Annotated in this window: 14 protein-coding genes; 9 read left to right on the top strand and 5 right to left on the bottom strand. The window is 36.0% G+C overall.

Annotation, left to right across the window (positions count from 1 at the left end):
- The first annotated feature begins 261 nt into the window (after positions 1 to 261).
- The 7 genes from O9307_RS01140 to O9307_RS01110 all read left to right on the top strand — a co-directional run bounded on the left by O9307_RS01140 (position 262) and on the right by O9307_RS01110 (position 6,331).
- A complete protein-coding gene (locus O9307_RS01140) occupies positions 262 to 972 on the top strand; it encodes a DUF1080 domain-containing protein (protein WP_298294457.1) in 711 nt (236 codons plus the stop codon).
- A 38-nt stretch (positions 973 to 1,010) separates the two neighbouring features.
- Positions 1,011 to 2,228, top strand: a complete 1,218-nt coding sequence (locus tag O9307_RS01135) for a nucleoside permease (RefSeq protein WP_298294454.1) — start codon at positions 1,011 to 1,013, stop codon at positions 2,226 to 2,228.
- A gap of 14 nt (positions 2,229 to 2,242) precedes the next feature.
- Entirely contained in the window at positions 2,243 to 3,133 is an 891-nt protein-coding gene (locus O9307_RS01130; RefSeq protein ID WP_298294451.1) for a TIM barrel protein, read from the top strand.
- Positions 3,134 to 3,152: 19 nt separating this feature from the next.
- Entirely contained in the window at positions 3,153 to 4,025 is an 873-nt protein-coding gene (locus O9307_RS01125; RefSeq protein WP_298294448.1) for a sugar phosphate isomerase/epimerase, read from the top strand.
- Between the two features lie 377 nt (positions 4,026 to 4,402).
- A complete protein-coding gene (locus O9307_RS01120) occupies positions 4,403 to 5,422 on the top strand; it encodes a RelA/SpoT domain-containing protein (protein WP_298294445.1) in 1,020 nt (339 codons plus the stop codon).
- A gap of 119 nt (positions 5,423 to 5,541) precedes the next feature.
- Positions 5,542 to 6,006, top strand: a complete 465-nt coding sequence (locus O9307_RS01115; protein WP_298294442.1) for a hypothetical protein — start codon at positions 5,542 to 5,544, stop codon at positions 6,004 to 6,006.
- Between the two features lie 10 nt (positions 6,007 to 6,016).
- Complete coding sequence (locus tag O9307_RS01110; RefSeq protein ID WP_298294439.1) at positions 6,017 to 6,331, top strand: SdpI family protein; 315 nt, start codon at positions 6,017 to 6,019, stop codon at positions 6,329 to 6,331.
- Between the two features lie 145 nt (positions 6,332 to 6,476).
- On the opposite strand, the gene O9307_RS01105 is transcribed toward O9307_RS01110, so the two are convergent.
- Positions 6,477 to 7,469 carry a phytanoyl-CoA dioxygenase family protein gene (locus tag O9307_RS01105; protein WP_298294436.1) on the bottom strand — a complete coding sequence of 331 codons (993 nt, stop codon included), beginning with the start codon at positions 7,467 to 7,469 and terminating at the stop codon, positions 6,477 to 6,479.
- Between the two features lie 150 nt (positions 7,470 to 7,619).
- Between O9307_RS01105 and O9307_RS01100 the strand changes: the two genes are divergently transcribed.
- Complete coding sequence (locus tag O9307_RS01100) at positions 7,620 to 8,456, top strand: AraC family transcriptional regulator (protein WP_298294433.1); 837 nt, start codon at positions 7,620 to 7,622, stop codon at positions 8,454 to 8,456.
- A gap of 76 nt (positions 8,457 to 8,532) precedes the next feature.
- On the opposite strand, the gene O9307_RS01095 is transcribed toward O9307_RS01100, so the two are convergent.
- The 3 genes from O9307_RS01095 to O9307_RS01085 form a co-directional block, all read right to left on the bottom strand.
- Positions 8,533 to 9,123, bottom strand: coding sequence for a VOC family protein (locus O9307_RS01095; RefSeq protein WP_298294430.1), 591 nt, complete (start codon positions 9,121 to 9,123; stop codon positions 8,533 to 8,535).
- Between the two features lie 81 nt (positions 9,124 to 9,204).
- Complete coding sequence (locus O9307_RS01090; protein ID WP_298294427.1) at positions 9,205 to 9,852, bottom strand: hypothetical protein; 648 nt, start codon at positions 9,850 to 9,852, stop codon at positions 9,205 to 9,207.
- Positions 9,853 to 10,151: 299 nt separating this feature from the next.
- Positions 10,152 to 10,817 (bottom strand): hypothetical protein, encoded by a 666-nt coding sequence (locus O9307_RS01085; RefSeq protein ID WP_298294424.1) that lies wholly within the window; start codon positions 10,815 to 10,817, stop codon positions 10,152 to 10,154.
- A 470-nt stretch (positions 10,818 to 11,287) separates the two neighbouring features.
- On the opposite strand from O9307_RS01085, the gene rlmD reads away from it, so the two are divergent.
- Positions 11,288 to 12,700 (top strand): 23S rRNA (uracil(1939)-C(5))-methyltransferase RlmD, encoded by a 1,413-nt coding sequence (rlmD, locus tag O9307_RS01080; RefSeq protein ID WP_298294421.1) that lies wholly within the window; start codon positions 11,288 to 11,290, stop codon positions 12,698 to 12,700.
- 114 nt (positions 12,701 to 12,814) lie between these two features.
- On the opposite strand, the gene O9307_RS01075 is transcribed toward rlmD, so the two are convergent.
- Entirely contained in the window at positions 12,815 to 13,102 is a 288-nt protein-coding gene (locus O9307_RS01075; protein ID WP_298294419.1) for a hypothetical protein, read from the bottom strand.
- Between the last annotated feature and the right edge of the window lie 222 nt (positions 13,103 to 13,324).

Genomic DNA, 13,324 nt, shown 5'->3' with positions numbered 1-13,324 from the left:
TTGTCTTTTAAAAAAATGTGTAGAAAAAACATAAGTTTTATAAATAATATTTTAAAATACAACCAAAAATCAGTGATAATCTGCCTAATCTGCGTGCCATTTTAACATAAAAATATTTGTGTCCAGACGGTAGGATGGCAGCGGCATCCTTTGCTTTTTGGGTTAAAAAGCAAAGATATAGCGGACAGCGGGACTTTGACAACAAGAAAGCCTTTTTCTAACCGCTCCAAACAATTAAATGAACTAAAAAAATCAATTGAAATGAAAAAAATAGTAGCAACGCTTATGGTTTTGGTAATCGCTCAAACCCTACAAGCACAAAAAGGATTTAAACCGATTTTTGACGGAAAAACAACAACCGGTTGGCATACTTACGGCAAAACAACCGTGGGTGCAGGTTGGAAAGTAGAAGACGGTGTCTTGCATTTTGATCCCGAAGCAGCCAAAAATGGTCAAGGTGGCGACATCGTTACTGATGCTGAATACGAAAATTTTCACTTGAAAGTGGATTGGAAAGTAGCGCCAAAAGCCAACAGTGGGATTATTTTTTATATAAATGAAAATCCTCAGAAATACAAAAACACGTATGAGACTGGTTTAGAAATGCAGGTATTGGACAATGACGGACATCCTGATGGAAAAATCACCAAACACCGTGCGGGAGATTTGTATGATTTGATTCAGAGTAAATCAGAGCCGGTAAAACCTGTAGGCGAATGGAATACGGCAGAAGTAGTTTGTAAAAATGGCAAATTGACTTATGTACTAAACGGAGTAATTGTCGTAGAGACAGTACTTTGGGATGATGCATTTAAAGCGTTAATCGCAGGAAGCAAATTCAAGGATTGGCCTGGATTTGGAACATTTAAAAAAGGAAAAATAGCCTTGCAAGACCACGGAGATAATGTTTGGTACCGCAACATTATGATCAAAGAATGGAATACTATGGACACTACAACTGGCTGTAAATAGTACTGAAAAACAACTTACTAACCAAAACCACCTAAACTATGAATACAACGATTAGAATCAAATTATCGACCATGATGTTTATTAATTTCTTCATTTGGGGAATTTGGTTTGTTACTATGGGCACTTATTTAACAAAAGGGATTATAGCAGCAACAGGAGCACAAACCGGATTAGCCTATGGAACGCAATGTCTTGGTGCGATTATAGCCCCTTTTATTGTGGGGATGATTGCTGATAAATTTTTCTCAGCACAAAAGATTCTAGGAGTTTTGCATATTATAGGTTCGGTACTACTCTATTTGTTATCGACTAAATCTACGTTTGATTCTTTTTACACCTTGCTATTGTTCTACATGATACTTTTTATGCCCACCTTAGCCTTGGTCAATTCCATTTCTATGAATCAAATGACCAATGCTGAAAAAGAGTTTGCAAAAGTTCGTGTTTGGGGAACCCTTGGATGGATTGCTTCTGGATTAGTCATTGGTGCTATGGCTTGGGAATCTACACCAGACAGATTGAATATTACTTTTTATGTTTCGGCAATAGTATCGCTTTTGTTTGGGGTGTTTTGCTTTTTCTTACCGAATACGCCACCTCCGAAAGCGGGACAAAAAGTGTCAATCGCCGAAACTTTGGGTTTAGACGCTTTGAATGTTTTAAAAGACAAGAATTACTTAGTGTTTTTTATCGCTTCAATTCTTATTTGTATTCCGTTGGCGTTTTATTATGGCCAAGCCAATCAGTTTTTGAATGAAATTGGTCTTGAAAGCGCAGCAGCAAAAATGACCATTGGACAAATGTCAGAAACGGTATTTTTGTTTTTAATGCCTTTGTTTTTTGTACGTTTTGGTATCAAACAAATGTTGTTAATCGGGATGTTGGCTTGGGTAGTTCGTTATTTATTGTTTGCTTATGGCGATGTGGGTCAAAACATTTGGATGATTTATTTAGGCATTGCACTGCACGGAATTTGCTATGACTTTTTCTTTGTGACGGGGCAAATTTACACGGACCAAAAAGCGGGTGCTTCCATTCGTTCCTCAGCTCAAGGTTTGATTACACTTGCCACTTATGGCGTTGGAATGTACATTGGCTTCTACGTTGCGGGACAAATTGTAGACCAAAACAGTGCTGGAGAAGGCATACACAATTGGAACAATGTTTGGATTTTCCCTTGTCTATTTGCAGCAGGAATTGCGTTGCTGTTTTTTATATTCTTTAAAGAAAAGCAAAAAATTGCAGCCAATAACTAATACTTCCTTGCAAGATGCCTGATCATTTCAATCGAAGAACCGCCATAAAAAGCCTAATTGCGGGAACTGTAGCTATGGGAATTCCGTCGTCGCTTTCGGCTATGGCGGTGTCTGACGCATCCCATAGTTCTGATTTTATGACCAAAGAAAAAATAAACCATTCCGTAGCGCGTTGGTGTTTTGGCGATATGGAACTCGAAGCACTTTGTATAGCTGCCAAGAAAATGGGAATAACTGGGATTGATTTGGTCGGTCCCAAAGACTGGCCTATCTTGCAAAAATACCAATTAGTATCTACTATGTGCAATGGTGCCGAATTGAATCTCGTAGACGGATTCAACGACCCAAAATTTCATGACCAACTTATAAAAAATTACACCGCTATGATTCCGTTAGTGGCTCAGGCGGGCTACAAAAACCTGATTTGCTTTAGCGGCAACCGCAGAGGCAAAACCGATGAAGAAGGCTGGAAGAATTGTGTAAAAGGCTTGCAAACGCTGATTCCCTTGGCCGAAAAACACCAAGTTACCTTGGTAATGGAGCTGCTCAACAGCAAAATCGACCACAAAGATTACCAGTGCGACAGAACCTATTGGGGCGTAGAATTGGCCAAAAGAATCAATTCACCCCATTTCAAGCTCTTGTACGACATCTATCACATGCAAATTGATGAAGGCGATGTCATTCGCACCATCAAGGAAAACCAGCAGTACATTGCCCACTTTCACACGGCGGGCGTGCCGGGTCGCAACGAAATCGACGAAACCCAAGAACTTAATTATCCCGCCATCATGAAAGCCATTGCTGCCACTGGTTTTACAGGTTTTGTGGGACAAGAATTCATGCCAAAACAAAAAGATAAAATGGCCGCTTTGCAACAAGCCATCGCCATTTGTGATATTTAACCCCTAAAAACGAACCACCATGATTAAGCGTAGAGATTTCATCATCAATAGTGGGTTGGCCTTGGGCGCCGTTGCCCTAGCTCCTTCCCTAGCCTTTGCGGCAAAACCCAAAAACATCGGCATTCAATTGTACACCTTGCGCGAAGCCTTTTCCAAAGATGTCAAAGGCGTGCTAGAACACGTTGCCAAAGCCGGCTACAAAGAAGTTGAAACCTACGGATTTGCAGGCGAAAAAGGCTTTTTCGGCACCTCACCCAAAAACTTTAAAAAAATCCTAAACGACAACGGACTCAAAGCGCCAAGCGGGCATTATGATTTCAAAACCTTTATCAAAGACAACAATGCCGACTTCCTAAAAGCCTCCATCGAGTGCGCTAATCAATTGGGAAGCGAATACGTGGTGATTCCGTGGCTAGAAGACGCTTTGCGAAGCCAATTGGACGACTACAAACGCATCGCCCAAAAAGCCAACGAAGCCGCGCTTTTGTGCAAAAAAGCAGGACTCAAACTCGCCTACCACAACCACGATTTTGAATTCACGAAATTTGGTGACCAAACCGGTTACGATATTTTGCTAAAAGAAACCGACAAAAAACTGGTCGATTTTGAATTGGATTTGTACTGGGTAGTGCGCTCCGGCAACGACCCTTTGCAGTTGTTCCAAAAATATCCTGGCCGCTTCACCATGTGGCATGTTAAAGATAGGGACAAAAACAATCCCGCTTGGAATGCCGAAATTGGCGAAGGCAACATCAATTTCAAAGCCATTTTTGCACAAGCCAAAGCCTCAGGCATGCAGCACTTTTTTGTGGAGCAAGAAACCAACTACTCTCCCAACCCTATGGAATCCATCAAAACAAGTTGCCAGTACGTTAGTAAACAATTGCTATAAAATAACACCCTTTTTTATTTGGGCATGACCCCGATGTACACGACCGTGCCAAAAACACGACAGTGCTGCATCGGGGTCGCGCTGTACGCTATATCTCTTGGGGCGAACCCCGCCCCAAGAGGATGCCGCTTCCATCGCTCATGCGAAGTAAGAAGTTAGAAGTAATGTTAGCTACAGATCAAAACGACTTAATTTTTCAGAAAATTTTTATATTTTTTAAGAGAAAACGGTTATATTTGGGGAATGAAGTTTGATTTAAAATTATAACTATCTCTTTGATTTTGGATTGATAAGGATGAGTTAGTCGAACTTTTGACAAGTAAGCAAACATTTTCTCAAAAAACGTAAAAAAAGAGATTTTCAACACAAAGAAACGAATGATATTCAGTAAAAAACAAATAACTAAAGCAGGAAAAATTTTATTGACTTCTAAAAGTGAAGAAGAAAGAAATAATGCTTTAGATGTTATTAATGCTTGGAGAACAAATCATTTACATCCACTTAACGTAATGAAAAATTCATTGTTGCGTTTATTTACTAAAAGTGGAATTGAGCCAATTCTTGTGTCACAAAGATTAAAACGACTTGTCTCCATAGAGTACAAACTTGACCTAAATGAAAATATGGGTCTAGGAGGAATGCAAGATATAGGTGGTTATAGAGCAGTATTAAAAGATACCAAAGACTTAGTTCGCTTAAAGAAATCTCTTGCAAACAATAACAATCATAAGTTAGAAAGAATAGTTGATTATGTTGAAAATCCAAAGAATTCTGGATATAGAAGTGTTCACTTTATCTATACATATAATTCAAAAAATATAAAATATGATGGGTTAAAGTTAGAGCTACAAATAAGAACAAAACTTCAACACAATTGGGCAACAGCAGTAGAAACAGCTGGAATTATAACAAAGACATCATTAAAATCAAGTCAAGGTCCAGATGAATGGCTTGAATTTTTTAAAATTGTAAGCTCTTTATTTGCCATAAAAGAAAAGCAACCAGTCCTAACTGAACATTCTACTAAATCTATGACTGATTTAATGCTAGAGTGTGAAAAATTGGCTAAAAAGTTAAAAGTTATAGATATTTTAAAAGCATTAAGAGTTTCTGCGAGACAAATTGAAATTGGTACTGGTGATTATTACATAATTAATATTAATGCAAAGAAAAAAGTAGTTAATATTAGAGGTTACAAGAAAAAACATTTTGCTATAGCATCACAAGATTATTTAGAAATAGAAAAAACAATTGATACAAATAATAATGCAGTTGTTTTGGTTTCTTCGGGTTCTATAAAATCATTAAAAAAAGCATATCCAAGTTATTTTCTTGATACTTCTGAATTTATCACTGCATTAGAAAAAATAATTGAAAATTGTAAAGATTTAAAATGAAACCGTTTGCTAACTCATCCTACAACCAATTTGGGTAGTAGACTTAATTTTTAATTGATTTTGTATTTAAGTCCCGAAGCATCGGGCTGGCAAATCCGAGAATAATAAAAACGAATACAATGCACATCATTGAACTAAAAGAGAGACAAGATATCTCTGAAAATATTAAACTAAGTAGAAAATACGCCCAACTCGGAAATTTTCTAAAAGAATTAAAAAAGAAGGAATTACCTCTTACAGTTATTGAAGCTGTAAATAATGATATTGAAGCCATAAATAGTATACCTCAAACAGAGTCTGGTTTAACGAAATCAGTGACACAGAAACAAGCAAAAATTATAAAACTACTTGAAAAGGAACTTAAAATCGTACCCATAAACTACTATCGCAATCTTTGGACAGCTTTAGGATTGTCTGTTTTTGGATTGCCAATTGGATCTATTTTTGGATTAACTTTTAGAAATGGAGGATTGTTAGGAATCGGTTTACCAATCGGTATGCTTATCGGTATAGTTGTAGGTTTGCAAATGGATAAAAAAGCTTTTGAAGAAGGAAGACAATTAGCTATAGAAATTAAAGATTAAATTTCAGTTTATGACGGTACTTGTATTTTTATTACTCTACACCATTATTTTAAAATTCTTTCCTCCTAAGAAACCCAACTTTTATTATGGATATCAATTAGGTAGTGCTAAAGAAAGTGTAGAACATTGGAAACTGGCGAACAAGTATGCTGCAAATTATCTGATTTTTCTATATTCTTCTTTGATCGTTTTACTTTTACTATTCGATTATTTAGTTTTTAATGGAGGACTTTTAGTCTTGCCTATTTTAATTATGGGACTTATTGCTATTTACTTTTCAATTGAAAGAAAACTGAAAACTAAAATAGCCCCGAACTCTAAGTAATGCCATACCCTATTTATTTTTTAGCAGTCGTGAAGCTGTTCCCAATATCTTTAAGTAAAGTATTGAAAGGTAGCTAATGAAAGAGATAACAAAAAAAGGTATTTACTTGGTAAACCCTAAAATACCTTTTTTTGTTGGTAAAAAACTACCACTTTTCCAAGCCTAATATTTTTTTTCCTAAATCGGTTAATTCAGCCGTTTTGTGTTTTGTAATTTCCCATTTTCTTGGATCACCAGGAAACGCATATCCTTCAGGTGCAATGCGGTTTCGCCATGAATTGATGCGCCACGCTTTTAAGGCTTCATTATCTTCCTCGGCGGGCATCATCGAAATATATTGTGCAATACGCACTTTATCTTGGGTTAAATTTGGGCGAATTCCATGCGGTTGTAAACTATTAAAAATCAACAAATCTCCAGCTTCCATTTTAACTTTAACAAATTTATCTTTAAATTCAGTTACGTCAGGTTGAAACCGATTTCTATCTTCTGGCTGAGTTACTTTCCAAGTGTCATACGTGCGAAATAATTCAGGAATGCACTGAAATCCTCCCATATTTTCATCAGTTGTATCAACCAATGCCAAAACTCCCTGAACATTTTGAGGTTTTGTTTCAGGATCGTAATCCCAATGAATGAATCCTTTGAATTCATGATCGGGACGAACAGGAAAATTCAAATTGGCGCGATCGATAGTCACCCATAACTTTTCTGTTCCCCAAACATCTGCAAAAGCATCATACACTTTTTGCATTTGACGGTTGTCCCATTGGTACTGATGATTGTACAGTTCCACCATACCACTATTGGTTAATTCCTTCATTTGCATCTCTGCTCTCGGTGGTGCATACCAACTGGATGGGTCGTTTGGATTTTTTTCTTCAAATTCCCAAATAAAATTAGCCAATCGTTCTGCATTCTCCTTTGGTACAGCACTTTTGATCACAATATAACCATTGGTTACCCAGAAATCCCATTGCTCTTCTGTAAGTAAACGAAGCGGTTTGCCATTAGATCGGTCATTTAATTTATGTTCACTGGATTTAGCCACAGATGGGTTTCCAGGAATGTCCTTGTGCGCATTAGTCGCCATTGTTGGCGTCATGGTTGGCGCCATAGTTTGGTTTTTATTTTCCATAATTAAAATATTAGGTTAATTTGATAACCCAAAATTAGCAGGAATCTAGTGGTTGAATTGTCACAAAATTTACCACAATTTGTACTATATTGATGTTTTATTGGATTTTAAATGATTCAATAGTACATTTATACGATAAAACAGGATAAAATGAAAATTGTATTAGAAGACATTAAGCGCTTAGCGGGTAGTTCCTTTCGGATTTTGGTTAATCCAAAACTCAATGATTTTTATTATTGGCATTTTCATCCTGAATTTGAATTAACATTTATTGAAGCACCACAAGGCACCAGACGAGTAGGAAATCATGTTGGACAATTTGAAGGAAGCGATTTGGTGTTTATTGGTTCTAATATTCCTCATTTAAATTTTGATTACGGCATTCGAACCGACTATGAAAAAGTGGTTTTGCAAATCAAAGCCGATTTTTTCAAGAATGATTTCGAATCTACCCCAGAATTAGCAGCAATTCATCAGCTGTTTGAAAATGCCAAAAAAGTAATTTGTTTTCACGGAAATACAAAAGCCAGCATTGGAAAACAATTAAAAACCATTCATTTGTTGCCCCATTTTGAGCAATTTATAGCGGTTTTATCGTTATTTCAAACACTAGCAACTTCTGTAGAAAGGACTTTTTTACACGAATTTCCGTTTGAAAATTTTTATAATAATAAAGAACAAACCCGACTCAAAGTAGTCTATACTTTTATCGAAAAGAATTTCCAGCGCACCATTACTATTGAAGAAATGGCACAACTCACCCATTTGTCCAAAGCTGCTTTTTGTAGGTATTTCAAAAAAATGACCCGATTAACCTTCATCGAATTTCTAAATCAATACCGAATTGAGCAAGCCAAACGCCTTTTAAAAGAAGATAAAAATGTTACGGAAACTTGTTACGAATGCGGCTTTGAAAGTCTATCCTATTTTAATCGCATTTTTAAAAAAGTTGTTGGCGAAAATCCTTTAGAATTTAAAAAGAAGTAATGCTTTTTTAGGATTATTTATGGGTTTTAAAATCTGTATAAGCGAGTAAAAAAGGCAAATAACATTCATTTATGCTTTATTTTAGAGCTGACAGTATCAACTTCTTTTGTTTAAAAGTATTCCTCATTGCTTTTTCTCTCACTTTAGCATCAGAGCTATTAATGAGGTCAAAATACTCCACGGGAACGACTTGCCACGAAAGACCATATTTGTCTTTACACCATCCACAAGCGCCTTCTTCTCCTCCATTGGCGGTCAAAGCCTCCCAATAATAATCCACTTCTGCTTGGTCTTTGCATTTAATAACAAAGGAAATGGATTCGTTAAACTTGAAGTAGGGTCCCGCTGCCAAAATACTAAACTCTATATCCCCAATTTCCATCACTGCGGTTTCGAAGTAGTCTTGACCTGCTTGTCCGTTTTCTTGTGGTGGATTTTTGTAACGATGGAATTCTTTTAGTTTGCCGTCTTTGAAAATAGAAAGGTAATATTTCACCACCGCTTTTGCGTCTTTATCAACCCAAAGACAAGGTGTTATTTTTTGGGTAATTGGAGTTGGCTTGTGGGTCAAAGATTGCTTGGCAGTAGCTTCTTTTGCACTGTTCTTGGAAGATTTTTGTTCAGAATTGCCACATCCTACGGCACTCGCCAATAGTACTAGGTTCAAAAAGATAAGTGTATACTTTTTTATAGGAGTATTCTTTAAGTTGATATTAAAAACTCTATAACTTGGATTTGATATTCACGATTAAGACATCGATGTTACTTTAACTTCTTCAACAATCCATTTCTGGTTTTTCTTTTTTATAAAAACTAAATAATTCCAACCACATTTTGTCCCGCAGGCATAACTAACAGCTAATGCTCCTTTCTCGAAATTCTTTGTAAATTGAATTCTTGAAAACACTAATGCTCCCGCAAATTCAAAATCATATTTAGTTTCCCAAATTTTATATTTATCTCCCTTTGGGAATTTAGAGTTATACTTGAAAATGTATTTTGAATTAGGGAATTCCTGTAAGTCTATTTTAAACTTTTCAATATCTTTCGAATCATCGTATGCGAATTCTGAATTGTTGTAATGATTGATAATTTCTTTTTTGTTTTCTTTCCAAATTGGCCAAGTAAAATCAAAAATTGCAAAAACTAGTTTATTAGTGTCTTTTTCAAATTTAGCTTTTCTTTTTTCAAAGTCCATTCCGGGAAGTTCTTGCAAATACACTCTACCATCTTTATGAGTAGAGTCTACAATTTCTATAAAAACCTCCTTAAATACTTTTTTTTCAAAATTCAAATAACTGTCGGGCTCTTTACCCATTGAAACATCTTCCTTCTGTCTGCAATTATTAAGAGTAAAAAAAAGTTGCATAATAAATATGATTTTTAGCAGTTTCATTTGATGTCGATTTTATAAACTTCAACTTTATTTAAACACTCATTTTATAAGCACAAAACCGACTTTAAGTTTAGACAATTGCTCATCGAAGGCTACAAACCAAACAGACGAGCTAAATCCAAAGCTAGCGCGAGCGTCACGCTTGTGCCTATAATCAAAATCAATTCAAATTTAAAACTTATACAACAAACATCTTCTCTTTCTCTAAACTTATACTTTTTACACACAAAGAAAATATACTGTTTATACTTTGCTTGCGTGCACGAGCGAGACGCTCGCGCTAGCGGGGGGAAGCTGTTTTATTCAATTTTTGTTGCCATAAAACTTTCTGCAATTATATATGGTTGAAATAAATTATAGTTATTTGGACAAACGTCTTCATTGCCAAAAATTAATAATTTAGCATTTGGTCGGTTTGTATATCCTTTTTTATGAATTTTTATAATGTTTTCAATATTCAATTCTACTTTATGTTTAAGACAAACTTTTTCAAAAATAACTCTTACAGATTTTGGAATAGAAATAGTTGTTGAATTATTCTTTTTGTAGTATTCATTTATGTTGTGTATAAATTCATTTAAGTTTAACCAATTACCTGTTGAGTTTTCAAATTCAAAATGTAAATCACCAATAAATTCATTAGGTTTTTTAGGAAAACCATTCAAAACACATTCATAGTTATCTTCGTGAAAATTCCATAATAAAGGATGATTATCGATGATTTTAATTTTTACATAAGGTAAAAGGTTTGAGTTGTGAAAATTTTTGAATTCAATTGTACGGTTAGAAATTATTTTCCACAAAGTTGATTTCTTCATATTTCCATAAATATCTCTTTCTTCAATAAGAAAATTAAATTCAGCGATATTCAGTTCTCCAATTTCACTTTTTGTATTTATTAAATAAATATTATCATTTTGATAAAACTCTTCTTTATTCGTTTTTTCGATAAGTTCATTAATCATTTTTCTTACGGAAGATTAAGTTTATTTTTAAATAATTTTTTATGCGAAATTTTGATATACAGTTTCACACAACATGTATATATGACTTACAAAACAAAACTACCTAGTTGAACTTGTGTAGATTCTGATAACAATCAGATTTTATTATCCCAAATATATTCTTTTTCCTCCTAAAAACATAAAAAAATTCTGAAAGTTATCTTCGTGTTTTGGGCGTTGTATCTGCCATCTGAGCACTGACAACTGTCGTCTTAAAAGCGTGAGGGACGGGAGCGGCATCCTCTTGGGGCGGGGTTCGCCCCAAGAGATATAGCGGACTGCCCGACCCCCGATATAAGAGATAGTGTGGGTTCAAGAAAAACGGGTTTCGGGGGGCACGCCCAAGTGGTGCTTCTCAACAAATACAGTGGTTTTCAAAAAAAATTGTGAAATTGAATTTGTAAAACGTTTCAAAGCCTTATTTTTGCCGTATGGCAAAGAAAAATACAGACAAAGTTGTCTTTCATCAGATAAAAGTCCTTGATGCTGGAGCAAAAGGCGTGTCGGTGGCAAAAGCGCCCGACGGTAAAGTAGTGTTCATCTCGAATGTCGTGCCTGGCGACGTGGTAGATGTGCAAACGTTCAAGAAAAGAAAAGCCTATTATGAAGGCAAAGCGGTGAAGTTTCACGAGTTCTCGGAACACCGCGTTGACCCAATTTGTGAGCATTTTGGGGTGTGTGGCGGTTGCAAATGGCAAAATATGAAGTACAGCCAGCAATTGTTTTTTAAACACAACGAGGTTAAAAACCACCTGCAACGTATTGGTAAAATTGAATTACCAGATTTCGAACCGATTTTGGGTTCTGAAAAACAGTTTTTCTACCGTAACAAAATGGAGTTTTCGTTTTCGAACAGCCGTTGGCTAACCGAAGCCGAAATAGGAAGCAGCGAGGAATTGGACAATAAAAATGCCTTGGGTTTTCATATTCCGAAAATGTGGGACAAAATCCTAGATATCAATAAATGTCATTTGCAAGAAGACCCTTCGAACGCGATTCGCAACGAAGTGCGTGAATTTGCCAATGCAAACGGTTTGACGTTCTTTAACCCAAGAGCCCACGAAGGCTTATTGCGTACGCTTATGTTGCGCACGGCTTCGACTGGCGAAATTATGGTGTTGATTCAGTTTTTTGAAGACGATCAAGCCAATAGAGAATTGTTGTTGGATCATTTGTATGCCAAATTTCCGCAGATTACTTCTCTACAATACGTGATTAACAACAAAGCAAACGATACGTTATACGATACGAACATTCAATTGTACAAAGGACGTGATTACATCCTAGAAGAAATGGAAGGCTTGAAATTTAGTATCAACGCCAAGTCGTTTTACCAAACCAACTCGGATCAAGCCTACGAGCTATACAAAATCACAAGAGATTTCGCTGGATTGACTGGTAACGAAACGGTGTATGATTTGTACACAGGAACGGGAACTATCGCTCAGTTTGTATCGAAAAAAGCCAAAAATGTGATTGGTGTTGAAAGCGTACCCGAAGCGATTAAAGACGCCAAAGCCAACGCCGAACGAAATAATATCACGAATTGTGAGTTCTTTGTAGGAGATATGAAAGTGGTGTTTAACGAAGCTTTTATCGCGCAACACGGCAAACCCGACGTAATCATCACCGATCCACCAAGAGACGGAATGCACGCGGCGGTTATTGATCAAATCTTGAAAATTGAGCCTCAAAAAGTGGTGTATGTGAGTTGTAATTCGGCAACACAAGCTCGTGATTTGGCTTTGATGGATGAGAAGTACAAAGTGACGCGCGTTCGTCCTGTGGATATGTTTCCGCAAACACATCACGTGGAGAATGTGGTATTATTGGAACGTCGTTAATTTTTTTTTAACATATAAGTCATAGAAGCACCTTTTTAATGTGTTGGGTTTTGAAACCATATAAGGTATTGAAGAACATATAAGGGTTGTGGGTAATTTTTGTAAATATATAAGTCATTGAAGTTTTTTTAATGGTTTGGGAGGTTTGTAACCATAGAAGGGCGTATAAGAGTTTTTTTTGTGTTCTTTGCGTAAATCTTTGCGTACTTTGCGGTTAGGTTTGTAACCAAAGAAGGCATTGAAGAGCATATAAGGGTTTTTCTTGGCGTGCTTTGCGTAAATCTTTGCGGTCTTTGCGGTTAAGTTTTTAAACCATAGAAGGCATTGAAGGGCATATAAGGGTTTTTCTTGGCGTGCTTTGCGTAAATCTTTGCGGTCTTTGCGGTTGGATTTTTTAACCATAGAAGGCATTGAAGAGCATATAATATTGACGCTAATTTTAAATCATAATAAATATCCGTTGGGTATGAAATTCAAATAAAATAAAAAATTTAACCACATAGAATCATAGATTAATGCTTATGAACAAAGAATAAATAGAAATAGCCCTATTTCACATATAGAATACTATGTGAATAGTAAAACGTCTATTACTTCTTTTAAAAACTATAAATTCTATGTCTC

Origin of the sequence: Flavobacterium sp., from assembly GCF_027531905.1 — a bacterium.
GTDB lineage: Bacteria > Bacteroidota > Bacteroidia > Flavobacteriales > Flavobacteriaceae > Flavobacterium.
The sequence above is the reverse complement of the archived record's forward strand: the minus strand, read 5'-3'. Positions and strand labels throughout refer to the sequence as shown.